The 23,169-nt window shown below is 71.3% G+C and carries 21 protein-coding genes; 12 read left to right on the top strand and 9 right to left on the bottom strand.

Features of this window, described 5'->3' with window-relative positions; all coding sequences use genetic code 11:
* Positions 1-313: 313 nt before the first annotated feature.
* From G011_RS0101930 to G011_RS0101905, 6 genes are read left to right on the top strand one after another with little or no spacing between them, the layout of a single operon-like run.
* Entirely contained in the window at positions 314-1,501 is a 1,188-nt protein-coding gene (locus G011_RS0101930; RefSeq protein WP_369756844.1) for a glycosyltransferase, read from the top strand.
* 19 nt (positions 1,502-1,520) lie between these two features.
* A complete protein-coding gene (locus G011_RS0101925) occupies positions 1,521-2,984 on the top strand; it encodes an aminotransferase class I/II-fold pyridoxal phosphate-dependent enzyme (RefSeq protein WP_026337930.1) in 1,464 nt (487 codons plus the stop codon).
* Positions 2,981-4,195: a cyclopropane-fatty-acyl-phospholipid synthase family protein gene (locus G011_RS32830; protein WP_019606977.1), complete on the top strand. Its 1,215-nt coding sequence runs from the start codon at positions 2,981-2,983 to the stop codon at positions 4,193-4,195. The genes G011_RS0101925 and G011_RS32830 overlap by 4 nt, the downstream gene beginning before the upstream one ends.
* Positions 4,192-4,881, top strand: coding sequence for an ABC transporter ATP-binding protein (locus G011_RS0101915; RefSeq protein WP_019606976.1), 690 nt, complete (start codon positions 4,192-4,194; stop codon positions 4,879-4,881). Before G011_RS32830 ends, G011_RS0101915 begins: the two co-directional genes overlap by 4 nt.
* Positions 4,875-7,016 (top strand): ABC transporter permease, encoded by a 2,142-nt coding sequence (locus G011_RS0101910; protein ID WP_019606975.1) that lies wholly within the window; start codon positions 4,875-4,877, stop codon positions 7,014-7,016. The genes G011_RS0101915 and G011_RS0101910 overlap by 7 nt, the downstream gene beginning before the upstream one ends.
* Positions 7,016-8,239, top strand: coding sequence for a beta-ketoacyl synthase (locus tag G011_RS0101905; RefSeq protein ID WP_019606974.1), 1,224 nt, complete (start codon positions 7,016-7,018; stop codon positions 8,237-8,239). Before G011_RS0101910 ends, G011_RS0101905 begins: the two co-directional genes overlap by 1 nt.
* A gap of 477 nt (positions 8,240-8,716) precedes the next feature.
* On the opposite strand, the gene G011_RS0101900 is transcribed toward G011_RS0101905, so the two are convergent.
* From G011_RS0101900 to G011_RS0101880, 5 genes are all read right to left on the bottom strand, one after another.
* Positions 8,717-9,508, bottom strand: a complete 792-nt coding sequence (locus G011_RS0101900) for a PhzF family phenazine biosynthesis protein (RefSeq protein ID WP_019606973.1) — start codon at positions 9,506-9,508, stop codon at positions 8,717-8,719.
* A gap of 82 nt (positions 9,509-9,590) precedes the next feature.
* A complete protein-coding gene (locus G011_RS0101895; RefSeq protein WP_013151840.1) occupies positions 9,591-10,028 on the bottom strand; it encodes an Lrp/AsnC family transcriptional regulator in 438 nt (145 codons plus the stop codon).
* 365 nt (positions 10,029-10,393) lie between these two features.
* Positions 10,394-11,278, bottom strand: coding sequence for a hypothetical protein (locus tag G011_RS0101890; protein ID WP_026337929.1), 885 nt, complete (start codon positions 11,276-11,278; stop codon positions 10,394-10,396).
* A gap of 739 nt (positions 11,279-12,017) precedes the next feature.
* Positions 12,018-13,256, bottom strand: a complete 1,239-nt coding sequence (gene kynU, locus G011_RS0101885) for a kynureninase (protein WP_019606971.1) — start codon at positions 13,254-13,256, stop codon at positions 12,018-12,020.
* A gap of 38 nt (positions 13,257-13,294) precedes the next feature.
* Positions 13,295-14,182, bottom strand: a complete 888-nt coding sequence (locus G011_RS0101880) for a tryptophan 2,3-dioxygenase (RefSeq protein WP_019606970.1) — start codon at positions 14,180-14,182, stop codon at positions 13,295-13,297.
* Between the two features lie 208 nt (positions 14,183-14,390).
* Here G011_RS0101880 and G011_RS0101875 point away from each other — a divergent pair, with 208 nt between their 5' ends.
* Positions 14,391-14,864, top strand: coding sequence for an Lrp/AsnC family transcriptional regulator (locus G011_RS0101875; RefSeq protein WP_019606969.1), 474 nt, complete (start codon positions 14,391-14,393; stop codon positions 14,862-14,864).
* 201 nt (positions 14,865-15,065) lie between these two features.
* Positions 15,066-15,347: a DUF4031 domain-containing protein gene (locus tag G011_RS0101870; RefSeq protein WP_019606968.1), complete on the top strand. Its 282-nt coding sequence runs from the start codon at positions 15,066-15,068 to the stop codon at positions 15,345-15,347.
* 10 nt (positions 15,348-15,357) lie between these two features.
* Here G011_RS0101870 and G011_RS0101865 read toward each other — a convergent pair whose 3' ends face one another.
* Genes G011_RS0101865 through G011_RS0101855 form a run of 3 tightly spaced genes read right to left on the bottom strand, consistent with a single transcriptional unit; the run spans position 15,358 to position 18,372 of the window.
* The gene (locus G011_RS0101865; RefSeq protein WP_019606967.1) at positions 15,358-16,014 is read right to left on the bottom strand and encodes a metal-dependent phosphohydrolase; all 657 of its coding nucleotides are present in this window, start codon (positions 16,012-16,014) and stop codon (positions 15,358-15,360) included.
* 44 nt (positions 16,015-16,058) lie between these two features.
* Positions 16,059-16,721, bottom strand: coding sequence for a response regulator transcription factor (locus tag G011_RS0101860; protein WP_013151833.1), 663 nt, complete (start codon positions 16,719-16,721; stop codon positions 16,059-16,061).
* 40 nt (positions 16,722-16,761) lie between these two features.
* Positions 16,762-18,372, bottom strand: a complete 1,611-nt coding sequence (locus G011_RS0101855; RefSeq protein ID WP_019606966.1) for a sensor histidine kinase — start codon at positions 18,370-18,372, stop codon at positions 16,762-16,764.
* 417 nt (positions 18,373-18,789) lie between these two features.
* Here G011_RS0101855 and G011_RS0101850 point away from each other — a divergent pair, with 417 nt between their 5' ends.
* On the top strand, positions 18,790-20,052 hold the full coding sequence (locus G011_RS0101850) for an MFS transporter (protein ID WP_026337927.1): 1,263 nt from the start codon (positions 18,790-18,792) through the stop codon (positions 20,050-20,052).
* 99 nt (positions 20,053-20,151) lie between these two features.
* On the top strand, positions 20,152-20,619 hold the full coding sequence (locus G011_RS0101845; protein WP_019606964.1) for a VOC family protein: 468 nt from the start codon (positions 20,152-20,154) through the stop codon (positions 20,617-20,619).
* A gap of 106 nt (positions 20,620-20,725) precedes the next feature.
* On the opposite strand, the gene G011_RS0101840 is transcribed toward G011_RS0101845, so the two are convergent.
* Positions 20,726-21,496 carry a DeoR/GlpR family DNA-binding transcription regulator gene (locus G011_RS0101840; protein WP_013151829.1) on the bottom strand — a complete coding sequence of 257 codons (771 nt, stop codon included), beginning with the start codon at positions 21,494-21,496 and terminating at the stop codon, positions 20,726-20,728.
* Positions 21,497-21,741: 245 nt separating this feature from the next.
* Between G011_RS0101840 and G011_RS0101835 the strand changes: the two genes are divergently transcribed.
* Both G011_RS0101835 and G011_RS0101830 read left to right on the top strand, forming a co-directional pair.
* Positions 21,742-22,461 carry a glycerophosphodiester phosphodiesterase gene (locus G011_RS0101835; RefSeq protein ID WP_019606962.1) on the top strand — a complete coding sequence of 240 codons (720 nt, stop codon included), beginning with the start codon at positions 21,742-21,744 and terminating at the stop codon, positions 22,459-22,461.
* Positions 22,462-22,544: 83 nt separating this feature from the next.
* Positions 22,545-23,165 (top strand): TetR/AcrR family transcriptional regulator, encoded by a 621-nt coding sequence (locus G011_RS0101830; protein ID WP_019606961.1) that lies wholly within the window; start codon positions 22,545-22,547, stop codon positions 23,163-23,165.
* Positions 23,166-23,169: the final 4 nt, after the last annotated feature.

Raw genomic sequence — 23,169 nt, 5'->3', positions numbered from 1 at the left:
TCTCTTCGTGGTCGAAATACTGCAAGAAGTGACAGCAGAACGTGAATCCACCGATTCCTCCACCCCGAGGACGGAAAACCTTCACCAGGGAACACGCACCGGCTCGACGCAACGCCCCTGCCCCACGCCTTCCCCACCTGGCCCTCCAAAACATGAGACTTTTAGTGTGATACGCGTCACATTTGACGCTTATATTCGCCAATGCTACTTTCATGGACGTCCCATAAATTTTGCTTAGGTGCGTTTACTGGTGCGCGTTATATTGTTCGCCCCCGAGACATTCAATCTCGCGGAGACAACCCGGTCCATCGAGGTGGCGAAACACCTCCGTGAAACATATGAATGCGTCTTTTCCGGGTATTCCGAAAGATACTCCGGCCTCATTGAAGAGGCCGGGTTCACGTTTCACCGCCTGGCCCCCGCGCTGACCGACGAGGACGCGGACCAGCTGATCCGCGTCGACCAGGGGAAGGCGGTCCGGCACCCCTTCACCGCCGCGATGCTCCGCACCCGCGTCGCCAGTGAACTCGCCCTCATCGGCACTCTCCGCCCGGCGGCGGTCGTGATCGGCACGACGCTCAGCCAGTTCGTCTCCGCCCGTGCCGCCGGCGTACCGCTCGTCTACGTCAAGCCCTTCGCCTACAGCTGGCCCCACATCCTCCAGACGCGGTCGCTGCCGCTCGTCGAAGGGGGCGGCCCGCTCCCCCGGGCGGTCAACACCGGCGCCGCCGCGCTCCTGCGGGAGGCCGCCCGGGTGACCACCTACAAGCCCGCGGCCTTCCGGGCAGTCGCGCGCGAGCACGGGGTCAGGCTGCCCGGTCGCACCATCCAGGCGCTCGACGCCGACCTCAACCTGATCACCTCCCTCTCCTGCTACCTGCGCCCCTACCGGATGCCCGCGAACTACCGCCTGGTCGGCCCGGTCTTCGCCCGGATCGACCGGGAGATCCCTCCGGACGTGGTCCGCGTCGCCGAGGCCTCGGCGCGGGCGAAGCGCCCGGTGGTCTACTTCGCCATGGGCAGTTCCGGGAACCGGGAGGTGGTGCTCCGGGTCCTCACCGAGCTCTCCCGGATGCCCGTCACCGTCATCGCCCCCGTCGCCTCCTACCTGAAGGAGAGCGACCTCCCCCAGGTCGCGGACAACATCCACGTGCGCGACCTCCTCCCCGCACACCTGCTCGGCGACCTCATCGACGCCTCCGTGATCCACGGGGGCGAGGGAACCGTGCAGACCGCGGTCACGACCGGAAAACCCTTCGTCGGAATCGGCCTGCAGATGGAGCAGCGGTGGAACGTGGCGGACTGCGTCCGCTTCGGAAACGCCGTCGCCATCTCCCCCAAGGACGTTTCCGGAACCTCTTTCCGCAATGCCGTGGAGAAGGTCCTCACCGACCCCCGCACCCGTTCCCGCGCACGGGCCCTCCGCGAACTCCTCTCCGGAGTCGACGGGGCGGCGTCAGCAGCGGAACACATTCACGAACACGTGTCTCAGAAGCCGTGAAGAACGACTTGGAGCCCCCATGAGCCACACGAGTAACATGAGCAACGATCTGCTCAAGACCGTCGCCGAAATAGCCTCGTACGAAACCCACGAAATCGACCCCGGAAAACTCATGATCGACGACCTCGGGTTCGACTCGATCATGATCATGGACCTCGTCTCCAGCCTCGCCAAGAACTACCCCCAGATCCGCTCGATCGACCCGTGGGAGGACTTCCAGGACGACATCACCTACGCCGACCTCGAACTCCGTCTGCACGCGCTGGTCGAGGACACTCCGGCGGACGCCCCCGCGGCTCCCGAGGGCATCGCACGGATGGAGAAGATCGTCCAGTTCGGGGACTTCCTCCGCGGACAGGAGGACCTGCCCTACTTCGCCGCCTACCGCGGGATCGCCGCGAACACGATCAGTGTCGGCGCCCGCACGTTCGTGAACTACTCCAGCTACAACTACCTCGGCACCAACGGCCACCCCCGTATCCGCAAGGCCGTCGACGACGCCGTCGCGGAGCACGGGACCTCGGTCTCGGCGAGCAGGCTCATCGGCGGCGAGATCGGTCTCCACGGGGAGCTGGAGCGCACGATCGCCGACTTCATCGGCGTGGACGACGCGCTCGTGCAGGTCGGCGGGCACAGCACCAACGTCAACGTCCTCGGGAACCTGTTCGGTGAGGACGACCTGATCCTCCACGACTCCCTGGCCCACAACAGCCTCATCCAGGGCGCGCTGCTCTCCGACGCCAAGCGCAAGCCCTTCAAGCACAACGACATGGAGAACCTGGAGCAGGAGCTGGCACGGCTGCGCCCCAGGTTCCGCAACGTCGTCATCGTCGTCGAGGGCGTCTACAGCATGGACGGCGACCTGTGCCCCCTGCCGGAGCTGCTGCGGATCAAGGAGCACCACGACGCCTTCCTCATGATCGACGAAGCCCACTCGATCGGCACCGTGGGGCGCGCGGGCCGCGGCGTGGCCAGCCACTTCGGTGTCGACCCGCGCCGCGTCGACATCCACATGGGCACCCTCAGCAAGGCCTTCAACAGCTGCGGGGGCTACATCGCCGGAAGCCGCGGGTTCGTCGAGTACCTGCGCTACAACCTCCCCGGCTTCGTCTTCAGCGTGGGTATGACCCCCGCCAACACCGCGGCGGCCCTGGAGTCGATCCGCCTGTGCCAGGAGAACCCCCACTGGATCGACGAGCTGCACGGGATCTCCCAGCGCTTCCTCGACACCCTGAGGGACATGGGCCTGAACACGGGCAAGAGCGGGGGCACGCCCGTGGTCCCGCTCATCACCGGCGACTCCGCCCTCGCCCTGAGGTTCTCCGAACAGCTGCACGTCAGCGGCATCAACGTGGCGCCCATCCTGCACCCGGCGGTCCGGGAGGACGAGGCCAGGCTCCGCTTCTTCCTGTCCCGCCTGCACACCGAGGAGGACCTCGAGGTGACCTTCAAGGCCCTGAACGAGCTGGAGGCCGCCCGATGAGGCACAGCGAGATCGCCCTCAGGCGGCACAACCTGGCGCTCCGCTCCCGGCAGACGCCCGTCGTCCGCGCGGCGCTGGCGGCGGCGAACGGGCTGGGCCTGCGCGGCGGCCCCCTGCTCCAGCTCCTCCTCCTGTCCAAGCTCCAGGGGTTCCTCCGGCACATCGTGCTCACCCTCATGGACCGGGAGTTCCCCGACGGCGACCTGTCCGCGCGCCCGGACACCGACCCCCGGATCCTCGACGACTTCCTCCGGCTCGCCCTGGAACTGGGCGTCGCCGCACGGGTGGACGGCGCCGTCGTCCCCGAACCCGCCTACACCACCGGCTTCCCCGGCTTCGGCGGCGACTCGGCCACGCGCCCGCGCGCCGAGGCCGAGAAGGACTACGTGTTCGTCCGAGGGCTCATCCGCAAGGCCGAGGCGGACGGGGAGTCCGGGCCGCTCCACCGGCCGGACGTGCGCTACCTGATCGTCCTCAGCCGGTACATCCTCGAACTGGAGGGCATGAGGTTCGACGCCCAGGTCGCGCCCTCCTTCTCCGAGAAGTTCTACTCCGACCTCGGGGCCCTGGCCTACGAGCTCTACACGAAGCGCTCGTTCGAACGGCTCTGCCGCCGCCTCTCCCCCGCGTCCGTCCTGGACATCGGCTGCGGTGACGGCCTGCACATGAGCTCGGTGCTCTCCACTCTGCCCACCGCCCGGATGGTCGGCCTGGAACCCCAGGTGAAGGTCGCCGACGCCACACGCGAGCGGCTGTCCGGCCATCCGAACACACGCGTGGAATCGGTCCGGTTCACCGACCACGACACCACCGACCGCTTCGACATGGTCCTGAGCAGCTTCATGATCTTCTACATGCCCGAGGAGGAGCGCGTCCCGTTCTTCCGCAGGGTCCGTGAGGTCCTGTCGCCGACGGGCACCTACGTCATCGGCCAGTACTTCCCCGACTTCGAGGACGTCCAGGAGGTCCTCGTGCGCTCGACCTCCCCGGTGCCGGGCATCCAGCTCTACCTGTCCGGTGTGGGCAACTCCCTGGTCAAGGCCGAGGCCCTCCTCAACCGCGTGCTGTCGGACTTCCGGTCGGTGGCCTACTGGAGCACACTCCAGGACCAGCTCTCGGAGGCCGGCCTGGCCGTGGAGGAGATCGTTCCGGCGGACAGCATGTACTACTCGTACTTCCTGCTCGTGCGGCGGGCGGAGGGCGCCTCGTGATCGCGGCGGAGAACCTGGTCAAGTCGTTCCCCGTCGGCGGGGAGCACGGCACCACCGTGCTCAAGGGGGTGTCCCTGAAGATCGAGGAGGCGACGCTCTGCACCATCCTCGGCCCGTCCGGGTCCGGGAAGTCCACACTCCTCAACTGCCTGTCCGGCCTGGAGGGGATCGACTCCGGCACCGTCACCGTCGCCGACCGCGACGTCCACTCCCTGTCACGCCGGGAGGTCGACCGCTTCCGCCGCGACGAGATCGCGTTCGTCTTCCAGGAGTACAACCTGGTCGGGGACCTGACGCTCCACGAGAACATCGTGCTCGACCGGCCGCTCATCCCGAAGGTGGACGAGCTCATCGACAGCTGGGACCTGCGCGGCGTGGTGGACAGCTTCCCCGGTGAGTGCTCCGGCGGCCAGCGGCAGAAGTGCGCGATCCTGAGGGCGCTCAACAAGGAGTGCGCGATCCTGTTCTGCGACGAGCCCACGGGAGCGCTCGACACGGTGTCGACCCGCGAGGTCTTCTCGGTGCTCCAGGACCTGACCCTGCGGTTCGGTGTCACCATCGTGATGATCACGCACAACGAGCTGGTCACGGGGATCTCCCACCAGGTCGTGCGCCTGCACGACGGCCGCGTCGCCTCCGACGACCGGGGCCTGGCCCCCGTGAACGCCTCGTCGGTCGCATGGTGAGCCCCGCCCTCCGCGACACGCTGCGCAAGCGGGTGCGGCGACGAGCGAAACGCAACTGGCCCGAACTCGTGACGCTCTTCCTCATCACGGTCATCGGGTTCACCCTGAGCAACTCCTTCTTCGTGGCGTCCACGAGCGTGCTCGGCGACCTCGAACGCTTCGCCCAGGAGAACAACCAGGAGGAGGGGTACTTCCTCGTCGCCGACGACGGGGAGCGGGTACGGGGTGAGGTGGCCGACGGAGTGGAGTCGGTGCTCAGCGCCGACGTGCCGGGACCGGACGACTCCACGCTGCGGCTGTTCCCTCCCCGGGAGTCGGTCAACCTGCACGCGGTGGTGGCCGGACGGGACCTGGAGGCCGACGACGACGTGCTGCTCGACGAGCAGTACGCCAACGCCCACGGGCTGGAGATCGGCGACCGCGTCACCGTCGGGCCCCTCGACCTCGAAGTGGTCGGCTTCGCGACCGCACCCGACTACATGACCACCAAGAGCAGCGAACTGGTCCTCCAGCCGAACGCGGACGATTTCGGCATGGCGTTCGTCACCGGCGACACCTTCGACGCGGAGTTCCTCGACGAGGCGACCCGGCAGTTCTCCTTCGACGAGCGCACCGACGTCGCGTCCGTCATCGACGAGTACGCTCCCTCACTCATACGCGACTCGGACAACAACTCCCGGATCCAGCAGGTCATCGGGGACTCCGCCGCCCCGCGCGACCTGGCCGCGCTCATCTTCGTCATCTTCACGGCCATCATCGTCGCCCTGGTGTCCGTGTACCACTTCGAGACGCGCAGGAGGGAACAGCGCGACATCGCCACCTTCGAGCGGCTCGGGCTCGCCTCCCACCTGCGCGGGCACTACCGGGTCGAGACGGTGCTCACACTCGTCGCGGCCTGGATCGTGTGCACGGCCCTGATGGCGGTGGCGGCGACACCGATCATGTCGATCAACGGCAGGCTCTACAACTATCCGCCGCTCTCGGTCGACGTCCCGGTGCTGCTCGCCGTCTCCCTGGTCACCCTCGCCGTGCTGCTCCTCGTGGACTACGCCTGCTACCGGATGGTCCACCGAAGGCCCCGCCGGCGCCGCAGGGCACGCCGGGAGCCCCGCGTGTCCACCTCGGGGCTGCGGTTCATCCCCGACTTCGGGCTGCGGCTACGGCTGGTCAAGGCCCTGCGCAACCCCCGGGAGCCGCTGTCCCTGGTCGCGCTCGTACTGATCGTCAGCCTCTTCGTGAACTTCTCGTTCATGCTGAAGATCTCGGTGGACGAGTACGTGGCGATGCTCGAAACGGACACCGACTACGAGTACATGTACGTGCTGTCGGACGCCGTGGCCGAAGCGGGCCTGGAAAGGGACGAGGACGAACTCGCCCGGCTCACCACCCTGTACGACGACGAGCACGTCGCGCAGATGGTGTTCTCCGTACCGTCGGACTCGCGCTTCTTCGGTGAGGTGGACGAACCCACCGTCACCGAGGCGTTCGCCGACAAGTACGGGGTGGGCGAGGGCAGCGAGCTCCGGTTCACCGACATCGAGGGCGAGGCCGAGTACACGCTGGAGGTCGGCGCCGTCACCGACAACGCGACCTCCGCGCTGGTCTACGTCCCCGAGGACCAGCGGATCGAGGACTCCGGGACGCGGGCCCCGTCCGTCCCGGTCGCGTTCACCGGGTCGCGCCATCCCGACCTGCACGACGCGGTCCCCTCGGTCTTGCGGGAGAGCATCGCCTCCTCCGGGGAGAGCATCGTCGAGATCATCAACATCCAGGTGTCGCTGCTCATCGGTATCGCGGTGGCCCTTCTGGCCATCATGCTCCTGTCCATCTACCGCTTCACCTTCGCCACCCAGGGCGAGTTCGTCCGGATCATGCGGATGAACGGCTACTCGCCCGGCGTCCTCAACCGGGCGGTGTTCGGCTACACGGTCCCCCTGGTCGTGTCGCTCGTCGCTCTGACCGCGTTCGCCGCCTCGGCCGTGGTCCGGGCGTTCTTCGACCGGATCATGTCCACCTTCGTCACCTTCGTCCCCGCGAGCACGTCCTATCTGCCGTTCGCCCTGACCTGCTCGACCGTGCTCGTGCTCTTCGCGGTCGTCCTCATCAGGTCGCGATCCCGCCTGAGAAGGAGTTGATGGTGTCCGAAACGAAACGACGCGTCGTGGTGACCGGTACCGGCGTGGTGAGCCCGATCGGCGCTGACACGGAGGAGTTCTGGGGATCGCTGCTCAACGGAAGGACGAACTTCACCGAACCGGACATCGAGGGTGTGACCCTCGTCGCCCGGGTGCCCGACGGTTGGGAGGAGGGGTTCCCCACCCGCGTCCGCCGCCACACCGACCGGGTCACCCGCCTGGCGCTGCGCGCCTCGAAGGAGGCCCTGACCGGTGCTGGCCTGCTCGATCTGCCCGAGGTGCTCCACGGGGCGGGCCTGTTCATGGGCAGCTCGATCGGCGGCGTGCAGACCCTCGCCTCCGAGTTCGGTGACGGGGCCGTCCACGGGGTGCGGGAGATCTCCCCCCTGATCGTGCCCAAGGGGCTCATGAACATGATCGCGGCGAACATCTCCATCGAGTTCGGGCTGCGGGGCGAGGCGCTCAGCTACGCCTCCGCGTGCGCCTCGGGCAGCGTGGCGATCGGCGAGGCGTTCCGGAGGGTGCGCGCGGGCGATCTGGAAGTGGCCGTCGCCGGAGGCGCCGAGGCCTGTGTCATCGACCAGGTCCTCGAACCGTTCAGGAAGCTGGGCGCCATGACGTCCTCGTCCGATCCCGACGGCGCGTCGGTGCCCTTCTCCGGGAACCGCTCGGGGTTCGTGATGGCCGAGGGCGCGGGGGTCCTCGTCCTGGAGTCGTGGGAGCACGCGCGGCGGCGGGGCGCGCCCGTCCTCGGCGAGGTGGTGGGCTACCACGGCACCTCGGACGCGGGTTCGCTGCTCGCCCCCGACCTGGACGGGGTCACCCGTGCGATGGCGGGGCTGTTCTCGCCGAGGTCCGACCACAGGGTGTCCGAGGTCGGATACGTCAACGCGCACGGCACGTCGACGCAGCTCAACGACCGGACGGAGGCGTCGGCGATCGCGTCCCTGTTCCCGCACCGGCCGCTGGTGTCGTCGACCAAGTCGTACTACGGCCATCCGCTCGGAGCGGCGGGCGCGCTGGAGGCGATCGTGTGCCTGCTCAGCCTTGACAGGGGCGTGGCCGTCCCCACCCTGAACGTGAGCAAGGACGACGTGGATCCCGACATCGACCTCAACCTGCTCCTGGGGGACCCGCAGCCGATGCCCGAGGGACTGGCCCTGTCGAACTCCTTCGCCTTCGGCGGGCAGAACTCCTCGCTCCTGCTGTCCCGGGCGGGGTGAGGGAGCGGTCCTGTCTGGGGGCGGGTCCCGTCCCCGGGGGGTGCTGCGCGGATCCGCTGTGAGGGCCCGTGGACGAGCGCACCAGGTGTTCCGGTCGCCGCGCGCCCGGGCGAGGACCTGGGGGTTCAGCGCGCCCTGAACCCCGCGGTCCCGCCCGCCCGGGCGGGCGGCACCCCGACGCGGGCTCCCGGTCCGGGAGTGGACGCGGGGAGCGCCGGTGGGACGGCTCCGTCGGCGACGATGGCCGTCCGCCGGAGAGGACCGGCCCCGCTGGGGCGGCGGGGCCGGTCTTCCGGGGGGTGCGCCGCGGCCCCCCGATACCAAGGGGGTGTGCCGGAGGGGCCGCGGCGGGCACCTCCCCGGGAGGGGTGGGGAGGTGCCTCGGACCAGTTCTACCGGAACTCGGGCCTCCGTGAGGGGGAAACCCGGATTCCTCCGTCCCCGCGCCCGGGGCGGTGCGCGGGGCCCGGCCGGAACCTAGAGGAGCAGCGTGCCGGTGGCCACGGTGACCGCCTCGCCGCCGATCAGTACGCGCCCGTTGCGCTCCTCCACCAGCAGGTCGCCCCCGCGCGCGGAGGCCTGGTGGGCACTCAGCTCACTGCGGCCCAGGCGGTCGGCCCAGAACGGGGTGAGCACGGTGTGCGCCCTGCCGGTGACCGGGTCCTCGGGCACGCCGACGTTGGGGCCGAAGACGCGGGAGACGAAGTCGGGGCCCTCGTCGGCCCGGGCGGTGACGATGACCAGGTGGTACGGCATCCGCCCCAGCGCGGCGATGTCGGGCGACAGCCCGCGCACGGCGTCCTCGTCGGCGAGCTCGACCATCAGGTCCTGGCCGCCGAGGCCCAGGCCGGTCCACAGGGGGCGCGAGCCCAGGGCCTCGGCCAGTCCCTCGGGCTCCTCGACGCGCTTGGGCCACGCGGCGGGGAAGTCCATCCACATCCGCCCGTCCCGCTCGGTGACGGTGAGGACGCCGCTGCGGGTGGTGAAGCGGTAGGGGCCGGGGACCCCGAGTTCGGACAGGGTGTGCGCGGTGGCCAGGGTGGCGTGCCCGCACAGGTCGACCTCGACGGTGGGGGTGAACCAGCGCAGCTCGTAGTCGGCGCCGGACTCGTGCACGGGCCGGGCGAAGGCGGTCTCGGACAGGTTGAACTCGGCGGCCACACCCTGGGCCCAGTCGTCGGGGTAGGCCTCGTCCAGGACGAGGACGGCGGCGGGGTTCCCGGCCAGGGGCCGGTCGGTGAAGGCGTCGACCACGCGGTACTCAGGCATGGGGCCCAGACTAGGAGCCTCCCCCGCGCCGCCCCAAGGGCCACTTCCCGGGACGGTGGCCTTTTCCCCGCCCCGCCCCCGTCTAGAGCGGGGGCTCGTCGAGGATGAACATGGTCTGCGTGCTCTTGACCTCGGGGATGCGCTGGAGGCGTTCGAGCACGAAGGTGCGCAGGGCCGCGGCGTCGGCGACGCGGACCAGCAGGAGCAGGTCCACGTCCCCGGAGACGAGTGCGGCGTGGTCGACCTCGGGGATGTCGCGCAGGTAGCCGCGGAAGCGTTCCCAGGAGTGCTGTTCGATGCGCACGGACACGTAGGCCGACAGGGCGGTGCCGTACTTCTCCGGGTCGATGACGGCGGTGAAGCCGCGGATGACGCCCTCCGAGCGCAGGCGTTCGAGGCGCGAGTAGGCGTTGGCACGGGAGATGTGCGCCTGCTCGGCGACCGCGCGGATGGACATGCGCCCGTCGCCGCGGAGCAGGGAGATGATGCGACGGTCGGTGTCGTCCAGCTGCACGGCCATACTTACCTCATACCGCTCACACGATCATCGACGGAGAACATCCGGGCCGCCGCACCGCACTACTGGGCAGTTCGTCCAGTATCCGGATGGACTTCTCGACAATATGGGGTGATTCACCTCATATTCAAGACATGAAGCGCACCGATGAGCGATCCGCCCCGGCTCCTCCACTCCCCTCGACGGAGCCGGTGCGCCTCGTGGACCGGCACCTGGCCCCGGTCCACGGGCCGCGGGAGGCCTGAACGGCGGACCTGCCGGTGCGGACCTCCGTGCCGCGGACGCGAACGGGGGCCGCGGCCGGTCGGCCGCGGCCCCCGCGGTGCGCCGGAACCCGTGTTCCGGCCGGCGGGCCGTCCCGGTGCGGGTCAGCGCCCGCCGCGCAGCCTGTCGATCACGGAGTTCAGCCGCGTGCCCAGGCTGTGGCGGCCGTTGCTCGCGTCCGTCAGGCTTCCTCCGTCGTCCTCTGCCCCGGCGTGGGCGCCGGCCGGACGGCGGGTCCAGGCGAAGAACACGGCGAGCAGCACGGCCGGGATGAGGGCCAGGGCCAGCAGCCCGGTGCCGCTGATGACGCCGTCGGAGCCCATGAGCTGGAAGCCGGAGAGGTCGTTGGCCGCGGTCTCGGCGGTCACGCCGCCATCACCGTCCTCGCCCCCGTCCTCGGCGGCGCCCTCCTCGGGCTGCTCCTCCTCGGCGCTCTGCTCGGGCTCGCCCTCGGCCTTCTTCGGGGCGGGCTCCTCGCTCTCCTCGGTCTTCTGCGCGCTCTCCTCGGCGGGCTCCTCGGTCTCCTCCTCGGGAAGAGCGTCCTCGGGGATCGGGGAGACCGCGTCCTCGCACTTGTTGCCCGGCTGCTGGAAGGGGTGCGGTGCGCCCTCGGTGCCCGCGCCGTCGCCCCACTCGGTGATGTAGTACTCCACCTCGAGGTGGCCGTTGCCGCCGCTGACGGTGTAGTTGCTGTCGTTCCAGGTCTCGCCCGTGATCTCGGCGAAGGTCTTGCCGTCCATGTCGAGGAGGACGTCACAACCCTCGGAGGGGGCGCCCGGACCCCGGTCGCCGATGAAGAACTCGGCTTTCTTGCCCTCGTAGACGACATAGCCCTCGGTGCCGAGCGGCCAACTGGGGCTGGAGAAAAGCCCCTTCTGCATGGGTTCTCCGCTCGCGGGGGCTCCTGTGTCCCCGTTGATGCCGGAACCGTCGTCCCAGAAGTAGGTCGCGGTAACTTCGCCGTGCTGAATGGGAGTGTCGTTGCTCATAAGTAGGAAGCCAGGTTGACGACAGGGCCGAGAAGACCGCGGGCATGACTCGCCCGGCATGCGGGCACGCTCGGTGCGCCCCCGCGAGGGCGTGGTCAAGGCAGGGTTCTCCCGCGTCGCTGGCGGCGAGTGGCGGGCGGGAACGGGATGTACCGATGGGATTCGGCTTCTCCGCTGGCGCAGGCGCGTGGATTCGCGCGGCCCTGTTCCCGGGGAAAGAGGTCTCGACTCCCTTGCGGCTCTCGGCCGGTCAAGGGCTCGGCATCGGTTCGTCAAACAGCAATAACGAACCGATCACGAGGACACTAACCCATGTTTAGGCAAAGCGCGCAAGCCGCAGAGGTAAAATGACTTTGCGTGTCTCTCGCAATACGTTACGAAACGGGGCGCGCAGGGGACCGAAAACGCGAAAAGCCCCGGTGGCAGGGGATTTACGGACCGTCCCGGAGCAACGGACGGGCTTTTCCGTGGCCCTCGTCATAGTCTCGGCTCCACCCGCCCGCGGGCGGTCGCGAAGCGGCACGGGGCCGTACGGGGAGCCGCGGACCACGGGGCGCGGCGGCGGACGCCGGACGCCAACGAACGTGGTCAAGGCCACGCAAACCACACATTCGGGAACAGTCAGCTCGACCCCGGACGACTCCGGGCACGGGCAAAGGAGTCCCGGAAGGTTGCCCGGCCGACGGGAGCGGCCGCCGCGACGGGGCGGAGGCCCGGCCCTGGGCCGGGCCTCCGGGCCTCAGGTCACCTGGCCTCGGCGGGAGAAGCGCTCCTGGCGCCACTCCCCCGTCTCCACGACCTCCAGCAGGGCCTGTGCGGCGTCCCACACGTCCACGTAGCGCAGGTAGAGCGGAGTGAACCCGAACCGCATGACGTCGGGGGCGCGGAAGTCCCCGATCACACCGCGCGCGATGAGCGCCTGCACGATCGGGTACCCGGCGCCCTCCTCCGGCTGCACCAGGGCCACCTGACTGCCGCGCCGCGCGTGCTCGGCCGGGGTGATCGAGGAGATCCCCGCCCGGGCCGCGCGCTCCAGGAACAGGTCGGTCATGGCCAGGCTCTTGGCGCGCACCAGGCCCATGTCCGCCCGCGCCCACACGTCCAGGCTCGCCTCCAGGGCGGCGTCGGCCACCAGCGGCTGCGAACCGCTCAGGAAGCGCGACACCCCCTCGGCGGGCTCGTAGTCCGCGGTGAAGTCGAAGGGGCGTGCGTGGCCGTGCCAGCCGCTCAGGGGCTGGTCGGCCACGGCGTGGTGACGGCGGGCGGCGTACAGGAACGCGGGGGCGCCCGGGCCCGCGTTGAGGTACTTGTAGGTGCACCCCACCGCGAAGTCGGCGCCGCTGCCGGACAGGTCGACGGGGACCGCGCCCGCGCTGTGGCACAGGTCCCAGACCACCAGGGCGCCGTGCTCGTGGGCCAAGCGGGTGATGCCGGGCATGTCGCGCAGGGTGCCGCTGCGGTAGTCCACGTGGCTGAGCAGCAGGACCGCGACGTCGCCCCGCTCCAGGTCCCGGGCCAGCTCGGGGCCGTCGGGGTCCACGCGCCTCTGCGTCGCCCCCGTCAGCGAGGCCGCCCCCTCGGCGACGTACAGGTCGGTGGGGAAGTTGCCCGCCTCGCCCAGCACCACCGAGCGGTCGGACATGCGCAGCGCCGCGACCAGGGTCTTGAACAGGTTGGCCGAGGTCCCGTCGCCGACGACCACCTCGTCGGCCGCCGCGCCGACCAGCGGCGCGACCTTGGCGCCCAGGGTGCGCGGCTTGTCCCACCACCCGGCGTCGTTCCAGCTGCGGATGAGGTCGCGCCCCCACTCGCGTTCGATCATGTCGGCGACCCGGCCGGGGGTGGAGCGCGGCAGCGCGCCCAGCGAGTTGCCGTCCAGGTAGACCACACCCTCGGGGAGGACGAACTCCTCCCGGAAGGGGGCGAGGGGGTCGGCCGCGTCGAGTGCGGCGCAGTCCGCGCGGGTGGCGGGGGTCATCGGGGTCCTGCTTCCTCGTGACGGCGGGTGGGAACGGGTCAGACGGTACTGCGGAGGGACCACAGCTCGGGGAAGACGTCCTGCTCGGCGTTGCGCGCCAGCCACCTCAGGCCGTTGGAGCCGCCGCTGCCGGGTCTGCCGCCCAGGGTGCGCTTGACCGCGACCAGGTGCCGCTGGCGCCACCGGGTGACCCGCTCGGCGACGTCGAGCAGTGCCTCGGCCAGCAGGAACAGCTCGTTGCCGGGCACGTCGTGGGCGTAGACGGCCTTCCAGGCCTCCTCCACGCCGGGGCTGGCCTCGTAGGACAGGGTCCAGTCGCGCTCGACGCGGTCCTCGGGGACGGGCAGGCCGCGGCGGTGCAGCAGCCGCAGCGCCGCGTCGTAGAGCCCGGGCCGCTCCAGCATGGCGGTGAGGTCGTCGGCGACGCCGTCCATGGCCTTGTGCGGGCGGATCATGGCGGCGGACTTGTTGCCGAGCAGGAACTCCAGCTTGCGGTAGCCGTAGGACTGGAAGCCCGAGGCCTCGCCGAAGGAGTCGCGGAAGCGGTTGAACTCGGTGGGCGTCATGTCGGCGAGCAGGCCCCAGGAGTCGTTGAGCACGTCCTGGGCGTTGCGGGCGCGGCGCAGCCAGGCCAGGGCCTCGGGTACGTCGTCGGCCTCCAGGGCGTCGCGTGCGGCCTCCCAGCGCTCCCGCACCAGGGCGAACAGCAGCTCCATGACCTGGGTGGCGATGATGAACGAGGGCTCGGCGGGCTCGGCCGTGCGCGGCTTCTGCAGGGACAGCAGGGTGTCGATACCGGCGTAGTCGACGTAGGGGGTCGCGCGGTCGAAGGACAGGGTCGGGCTGTCGTCCCCGGCGCTCCGGGCCGCCTCGGTCCCGCCGGGGCCACCGGCGTACGGACACTGCTGGGCGGTCGTGGTGAGCATGCGAAACCCCTTGTCGCGATCGCGTGTACGGCGGCGCGTCCTCGGCGCCGCGGGCGGAGGGGTCCGCCCCCGCGCACGGCCGCCGGGCGCGTGAGGTGACATCATCGGGCACCCGCACCCCGGACAGGAAGGGCCAACAGGCACGCGAAGGGGACATTGGCCTAGCATTCGTAAGTCGTTGTGACTCTCGACTTTGGGAACGCAAAGCATGGCCTCACGGTTGGCAACCCCGCTGGACAGCGTTGACCAGCGCATCCTCGCCGAACTCCAACAGGACGGGCGCCTGTCCTTCAACGAACTGTCCCGCCGGGTGAACCTGTCCGCGCCCGCCGTCGCCGACCGCGTACGGCGCCTGACCGACCGCGGGGTGATCACCGGCTACCACGCGCACGTGGACCCGGCCGCGGCCGGACTGCCCGTGACCGCCCTGGTGCGCATGGAGTGCTTCGGCGCGCACTGCCTGCTGCGCGACCAGGCGTCGCTGGAGATGCCGGAGATCCTCCAGGTGCACCGGGTGACCGGCGACGACTGCTGCGTCCTGCTCATCGCGGTCCGCTCCATGGAGCACTTCGAGGAGGTCATCGACAGGCTCGCCGAGCACGGCCGCCCCTCCAGCACCATGGTCATGTCCAGCCCCGTGCCCTGGCGCCCGGTGAGCGCCCCGGTGACCGGGCGGCCCTGACCGGGCACCGCCCGAGGGCTCGACCCACGCGGGTTCCAGGCGGCCGGGCCGCGTGGCTCCTCAGCGACCGGGCCTCGATGGTGACGGGCGCGATCGTGCCCGTGGACGGGGGGCTGGGCGCCTGAGGCGGGTCGGAGGGAGCGGGACCGGGGCGGCGACGGGCCGCACCGGTCCCGCCCGGACAGGCCCTACAGTTTCCGGATGAGCGTTCTCATCGACACCCCGGTCTGGCCGGGGCCGCGCGGCTGGCTGTTCGCGCACCTGGTCAGCGACAGCTCCTACGAGGAGCTGCACGCCTTCGCCCGTGCGCTCGGGGTGGACCCGCGGGCGTTCGAACGCGACCACTACGACATCCCCGAGCACCTGCACGCCCGGGCCCTGGAACTGGGCGCCGAGCACGTCAGCGGGCGCGAGCTGGTCACGCGCCTGCGCGCGTCCGGGCTGCGGCGGCCCAAGGCCGTCCGGCTGACCGGCACGGCCTGACAGGGCCGGTTCAGGGCGGGGGCGGCTCCACCGGGGGCGGGGCGTTCAGCCGGTCGAGTTCGGCGAGCACGTTCACCCGGGCCCGCGCCTCCCAGCGCGCCCGCCCGGCCGGGGTGTGGAACAGGCGCGGCGCCTCCAGCAGCGACCGCAGCACCGCGGTCCGGCCCGCGCGGAAGTCCCCGTCGGGAACGTGCCGGTACTCGGCGCGCACCGCCGTGGCGTAGGCCAGGTACTCGTCGGCCGGGGCGGCCAGCACCGACAGGTCGGCGTCGCAGAGCACCGCGCCGTCGGCGTCCCACCTGCCCGGCCGGTGCGCCGCGGTCACCCCGACCAGGCGCACGACCTCGCGGACCCGCGCGGTCCCCATCCCCGTCAGAGGCAGCAGCCGCTCGGCGAGCCCCGCGCTCTCGCGCTCGTCGCGGCCCGGGACCCCCTCGTAGACGGCGTCGTGGAACCAGACCGCGTAGCGCACCAGGTCGGCGTCGCGCACCCTCTCCTCGAGGAGCAGCAGGTCGACCGCGCGCAGCACGGCCTCCAGGTGGGCGGGCGTGTGGTAGCGGCGGTGCGGCTCGTTCCAGCGGCCCAGGAGTTCGGCGCCGACCGCCACCGCCTCGGGTCCGTCCCCGGCGAGTCCGCGCCAGGCGGCTTCCAGCCACGCGTCGTCCATACTCCCCAGTCTCCCCCATCGCGGCGGGTCCGCCCGGCACCGGGTCAGGTGGCGGAGGTGTCCACGAGTCCGGCCTCGTGGGCGAGGATGGCCGCCTGCACCCTGTTGCGCATCTCCAGCCGGTTGAGGATGGCGCTGACGTAGCTCTTGACGGTGCCCTCCACGAGGAACAGCCGGTCGGCGATGTCGGCGTTGGACAGGCCCGCCCCCACCAGGGCCAGCACCTCGCGCTCGCGCTGGGTGAGCTCCTCGACCCGGGCGACGGCCGCCGCCTCCCGGGCGGCCCGGGGCCCGCCAAACCGGGCGATGACCTGGCGCGCCACCTGGGGGGACAGGTAGGCGCCGCCGTCGGCGACCGCGTGCACCCCGGCGATCAGCTCGCGCGGGTCGCCGGCCTTGAGCAGGAAGCCGCTGGCGCCGCCGCCGAGCGCCTGGGAGATGTAGCTGTCCTCCCCGAAGGTGGTGAGGATGACCACGGCGGTCCCGGGCGCGACCCTGCGGATCTCCGCCGTGGCGGCGAGGCCGTCCATCCGGGGCATCCGGATGTCCAGCAGCGCCACGTCGGGGCGGTGGGAGAGCACCAGATCCACGGCCTCGCGGCCGTCCGCGGCCTCGGCCACCACGTCGATCTCCGGGTCGCTGCGCAGGATCGCCCGCACCCCGGCGCGGATCATCGCCTCGTCGTCGGCGAGCAGCACCCTGATCACGTGTGTCCCTCTTCCCTGTGTCCGCAGCGGGTTCGCGTGGTCACCGTAGCGGCGCCTCGCCCTTGGTCAGCAGGCGCCCCTCGGAGAAGCAGAGCTGGTAGAAGACCGTCTCCTCGCCGAAGAACACGCCGTTGCTGCGGTAGTAGCTGCATGTGGCGCCCGGGGGGACGGCGTCCTGCGCCAGGACGCCCGCGTCCATGTACACCGAATTCGGCGGCAGGGCCTCCTCGACCTCGGCCTGGGGGTCGCCGACGGTCAGGTCGGCGAACTCCTCGGGGGTCAGGGTGCTGCTCTCCATGTTCGTGACGCCGATCCAGCCCAGCCCGAGCACGAGCACCACGGCGGCGGTGACCGGGACCAGGGCCAGGGCCATCGTCCAGCCGCGCACCCGGCGGTGGGCGGCGAGCTGGAGCTGGTCGATCTGGGCCGCCTCCCCGTCCTCGTCGGGCCCCGCCCCGGCGGTGCCGTCCAGCGGCATGGTCGCGCAGACCTCCCAGCCGCCGTCGCCGTTCGGCCCGGCGGCGAAGGAGCCCCCGGTCAGGCGGACGCGCTCGCGCAGCCCGATGAGTCCGCGCCTGCCGCCCGGACCGGTGTCGGGGCAGGGTTCGGGGGGCGCGGAGTTGGTGACCCTGGCCTCCACCCGCTCCCCGCTCGCGGTCAGCCACACGGTCACGTCGGCGCCGGGGGCGTACTTGGCGGCGTTGGTGAGGGATTCCTGGACGACCCGGTGGACCGCGCGGTCCACCATCGGCGGCAGGCCGCCGGTGTCCCCGTCGCGCACCAGCACGACCCGCATGCCGGAGTCGCGGACGCGCTCGACCAGCGCGGGAACGCCCTCGCCCGCGGGGGACATGGGGGCGGGTTCGGTGTCGGCGCGCAGCACGCCGATGATCTCCCGCAGGCTGCGGGTGGCGTCGACCGCGGTGATCCGCAGCTCGGACGCGGAGCGGCGGTGCTCCTGGTCCAGGTCGGGGCTGACCTCCAGGGCCCCGGCGCGCAGGGCGATGAGGCTGAGCTCGTGGCCGAGGGAGTCGTGCATGTCCTGGGCGATGCGGGAGCGCTCGCGGAGCCTGGCCTCGTCGACGGTGAGGCGGTGCTCGCGCTGGAGCTGGCGGGCGTGCTCCCATCCGGCCTCGGCCAGGGCCACGTGCTGGCGCCGGTAGACGCCCACCAGCCAGGGGAGCACGAGGGTGAACACGACGGTGCTCACGGTGGCGGGCCACGCCGCGGGCGCCTCGGGCCACAGCAGCACTCCGACCGCCGTCCACAGGACGGGCACGGACGTGAAGAGCGCCAGCGCCGACCACACCGTGGGGAGGCGGCGGCCCGCCAGGTAGGCGACGCACAGCAGCAGGACGCCGAAGCCGTACACCCAGAACGAGCCGAGCAGCGCCACGGTCAGGGCGAGCAGAGGGTAGAGGCGGCAGAGCACCACGGTCAGCGCGGTCAACGCCACCGCGGCGGACCCGGTGGCGAGCGCCTCGGCGGCCGACGTCTCACCGGCGCGCCAGCGGATGAGCATCTCCCCCAGGCAAAGGACGGCGATCGCGGCCCCGAACAGCACGTCGCGCCAGACGGCGCCCCGGGTGGGCCACCCCCCGAGTGGGGTCAGCGCACGCCGGAGGCCCTCGCGCGGTACGGAGAGGTCCATGCCGGTGAACCTACACACCGGGGGCGGGTCGGCGGCACCGTCGAAAGTCAGGGTGGGGCCACCCCCTCCGACAAGCACGTGCGCCCCCGCTCGGCACGCCCCACGGCCCGAGTACGTCATCACCGGCGACGGGCACCCGGCCTCACCCGCGCGACACATCCGGCGCGTGCGCCCGCCCCTCCCCGCTCGGCGCGCCCGGTGGGAGCACCGCGGGGCGCGCCGGGGCCACGGAGGTCCCGCGCGGGTACCGGGAGATCCGCCGGAACCCCGAAAGCCCCCCACGCGGGCGCCGGAAGGGCCCCGCCCGCCGACGACGGCCATATCATGGGATGAATTTTGGCCCTTCCGCGATGGCCCGAGCCATACGGCCGTGCCGGGAGTCGGGGGTCGGCAACCACGACCGCGGACAGGGGCCGGATGTCACCTTTGGACACGCTGCGACGCATGCACCACATCGCCGGGTGGCCGCTGCTCCTGAGTACCTTCCTCGCCCGCCTGCCCATCTCCATGTCCCTGATCGGCCTGCTCACCCTGGTCACCACCACGACCGGGAGCGTGGCCGCCGCCGGTGCGGTGACCGGCGCCTTCGCGCTCGGGGAGACCGTGGGCGGGCCCGTCATCGCCCGCTTCGCCGACCGGCGCGGGCAGCGCGTCCCGGTGCTGGTCACCTCGCTCGTGGACGCCGTGCTCATCACCGTGCTCGTGACCGCCGTCCTGGCGGAGGCCTCCGCCCCGGTCCTGGCCGTGCTCGCCGCCGTGGCGGGCCTGTGCATGCCCCAGATCGGCCCCATGGCGCGCACGCGCTGGGTGGTGCTCATCCGTCGGGGGCCGCACCGGGGCGAGGAGCGCGAGCGGTCGGTGTCCGCGGCGATGTCGGTCGAGGGCGTGCTGGACGAGGCCGCGTTCGTCCTGGGCCCCGCCCTGGTGGGCCTGCTCACCGTGACGCTCTCCCCGGCGGCCAGCGTGCTGGGCGCGGCCGTGCTCATCGGCGTGTTCGGGACCGTGTTCGCCCTGCACCCCACCGCGCCGCCCGGAACCCCGCCGGTGCGCGGCGCCGGGGGCCGCATCGCCACACCCGCGCTGCTGGTGCTGGCCGTCCCCATGTTCTGCCAGGGCCTGTTCTTCGGCGGCATGTCCACCGGCGTGACCGCCTTCTCCGCCGCCTCCGGGCACGGGGACCTGTCCGGGCTGATGTACGCGGTGATGGGCACCAGCAGCGCCGTCGCGGGCCTGCTGATGGCCTCCGTCCCCGTGGGCTTCCCGCTCACGGCGCGGACCCGGATCGCGGCGGGCGCGCTGTTCCTGCTCACCCTGCCGCTGTACGCGGCCCACGGCGCGGCCGCCCTGGCGGTGGCCATCTTCGTCCTGGGCGCCGCCATCGGCCCGCACATCGTGAGCCTGTTCGGGCTGATCGAGAGGGCCGCCCCGGCCAGCCGCCTGTCGCAGTCGATGGCCGTCATCCTGAGCTGCCTGATCCTGGGCCAGGCGCTGGGGTCGTCGGTCGCGGGCGTCCTCGCCGACGCGCACGGCCACCAGGGGGCGTTCGTGCTGGCCACACTGGGCGGCCTGGTCTCCTTCGCGGTGACCGTCCTGGTGATGCGCGCCCGCTGGTACGTGCGCGGCGAACCGTCCTCTCCGGCGACGGTGACACGTTCCACTCCGGGCGTCGGAGAGGGGTGACCGGGGAGGTCAGGGAGTGTGTCGGGGTGATTCGGGGAACATCAGGCGTTAAACCCGCGTTAAAGAGGAACCCATCATTCTGACTCCGACCTAGGCTCGATGATCGTGCTCGATCTACTGGCCACCATCGGCCCCCGCCGCAGAGAGGTGCCCGTGCCCCAGCTCAACGGGCTCGCCCGCGTCACCCTGTCGGTCCGCGACCGCGACGAGAGTGTGCGCTTCTACCGCACGGTCCTGGGTTTCCGGGTCCTCGGCAAGAGCGACCACGAGGGCACACGGCGCACCGAGTGCCAGCACCCGGCCTCCGGGCTGCTGCTGGCGCTCATCCAGCATCGCGACAACTTCAAGGGCAGGTTCGACCGCAGGCACTGCGGCCTGGACCGGCTCACCCTGGGCGTGGAGAACCTGGGAGAACTGGAGGCCTGGGAGGAGCGCTTCGCGGAGATGGACGTGGAGCACTCCCCGGTGATGCACGGCGAGGAGGGCTCCACCCTGCTCTTCTACGACCCGGACGGCACCGAACTGGCCCTGTTCGCCCACGCGGAGCTCGACGCCGACGAGGACTGAGCCGCGTGGAGCCGTAGCCGGGGCCTCGGCCGCGCGCCGCCGACCAGGCGATGAGCAGCGGGCTCGGGCGGCCCTGAGCCGCCGGGGCGCCCGGTGGGCGCCCCCTCTACTCCACCTCGACCAGCTTCAGGCGCACGTCGCGCTCGGCGAGGTCGTCCACGGCCGAGCGCGGGAGCCGGTCGTCGGTGATGATCAGGTCGAACTCCTCCAGGCTCGCCACCCTGAAGGTGCCGAACTTGCCGTACTTGGTGCTGTCGACCGTGAGCACGCTCTTGGAGGCGATCCGCAGCAGCGCCTGCTTGGCGACCACCTTGGCCTCGGAGGGCGTGGTCGAGCCGCGCTCGGCGTCCCAGGAGCTGCTGGCGATGAAGGCCAGGTCGACGTTCACCTGGCGCAGGAAGTCGGCGGTGAAGCGCCCGACCGAGGAGTGGTCGGAGTGCGAAACCACCCCGCCGGTGTGGATCAGCTCGATCCCCGGGTACTCCATCAGGTGGCCCACGACGTTGAAGTCGCTGGTGATGACGGTCAGACCGACCTTGTCGGTGAGCAGGGGGACCATCTGCAGCGTGGTCGTGCCCGCGTCCAGGTAGATGGTGAAGTTCTCCCGGACCAGGTCGGCCGCCGCGCGCGCTATGGCCCGCTTGGCGGGTACCTCCAGCTGCGCCTTGGCCAGGTAGGAGGGCTCGCTCTTGAGCCGCGCCGCGAGCCGCACCCCCCCGGTGACCGACAGCACCTTGCCGTCGTTCTCCAGCGCCTGGATGTCACGCCGGACCGTCATGTGGGACACGGACAGCATCGACGTGAGCTCGTTGATGCTCAGCACGTGGCGCTCCTGAAGGAGCTTGAGGATGTGCTCTCGTCTCTGGTCCGGAATCATCGTTCGCCTCACACTCCAGGGACGGTCATGGGGCACCGTGCGGTCACGACGCCGTGTAACAAAGTTTCCCAGCTCGCCGCACCCCGTCGGCGTCCCCGACGACGTGAGTCCGCTCGCAATCGCGACGCCACGTAACGGCAACACCGGTCCGCGCGGGGCGCCGCACGCCCGTCCGCGCCCGCCCCCGGCGGGCGTTTTTCCTGTTTGCACCACGTGAAGCGGAAGTCTTTGCCACCCTTGACCACATGACGTTGTCCATCGCACTGCGCGGAGACACCGCACGCTTCCCGGGAAACACCCTCCCGGCCCTGCGTTCAGCCTCGCGTGCCGGGGCCGATCTGGTCAAGATCGACGTCCACCTCACCTCCGACGGCTATCCCGTCCTGGTGGACGAACGACTCGTGGCCCTTCCCGGTTCCCCGCCCCGCCCCGTGGGGGAGCTGACCCTGGCCGAGATCGCCACCGCCCGCGACGACGTGGAGCACCGCGTGCCCACCCTGATGGAGGTGCTCGCCGAGTACACCGGCGACGCTCCCCCTCCCCTGCTCGTGGACGCCGGCACGCCCGAGGCGGCGCTGGCGGCGGACAGCCTGCTGCGGGCGCGCGGGTTCGGCGACCAGGTGCTCTTCACCGGTTCCACCGAGACGCTCGACGCCCTGCGGGGCCGCAGTTCCGAGGCCCGGCTGATGCTGGCCTGGGACAAGCCCGGCCCGCCGCCCGAGGACGTGGTGCGGACCCTGCGTCCGACCTTCCTCGGCACGCACTACACGCTGCTGACCCGGGACCTGGTCTCGGAGATACACCTGCGCGGCCACCTCGTCACGGCGTGGACGGTGAACGACTTCCCCGAGATGGCGCGCGTGGTGGGCATGGGCGTGGACGCGCTCGCCACCGAGCGGATCGAGGACCTGGTGTCGCTGACCAGCAGCCGTGAGCGGCGGGCACCGGCCGCCGGTCCGGTCTGAGAGCGGGGGCCGCGGAACCGATCCGCCGAAGACCGCACGCCCTCCCCCTCTCCGGGGGCGTACTCCGAGCGATGAGACACCACATGACGGCCGACACATCCCCTCACGCGCTCCGCACCACGGCCCCCGTCCTGGACTGCGCGGCGCACCTGTTCGCCCAGCACGGCTCACAAGGCCTGGCGATGTCCGAACTGACCTCCCGGATCTCGGCCGGGACCGGGACCGACCCCGCCGTGATCAGACGCGCCTTCCCCACCCGGTTGGACCTGGCCTACGCCGTCGTTCTGCGCTCCACCCGGGAGCGGGTGCACGGGCAGCTGGCCGCGGACCGGCCGGACCGACCCGCGACAGAACGCATGTCGACGCTGGTCAGGCGGCACGTGGAGACCGGCTGGAGGCACCGCGCGGCGACCGCGCTGGGGCACGAGCTGCTGCCGGTGCTGCGCGCCGTCCACCCGGCCCGCCACCGCGAGGTCACCTCCCTGACGCGGGCGTACCGCGAACACGTGCGCGGCATCATCCTGGACGGCGTGGCCCGCGGGGACTTCGGGGTGCGCGAGCCGGGGCGGGTCGCCGACGACGTGCTGGCGACCTTCGACTCCCTGCTGCACTGGTACGAACCCGGGGCCGGGCTGAGCCTGGACGACCTCGGCGCCGTCTACGTCGACCTCGTGATCCACCACCACCTGGGGTGCCCGCGCTGACCGG

Origin of the sequence: Nocardiopsis sp. CNS-639 (assembly GCF_000381685.1) — a bacterium.
Classification (GTDB): domain Bacteria; phylum Actinomycetota; class Actinomycetes; order Streptosporangiales; family Streptosporangiaceae; genus Nocardiopsis; species Nocardiopsis dassonvillei.
This window is presented reverse-complemented; position numbering and strand designations above follow the sequence as displayed.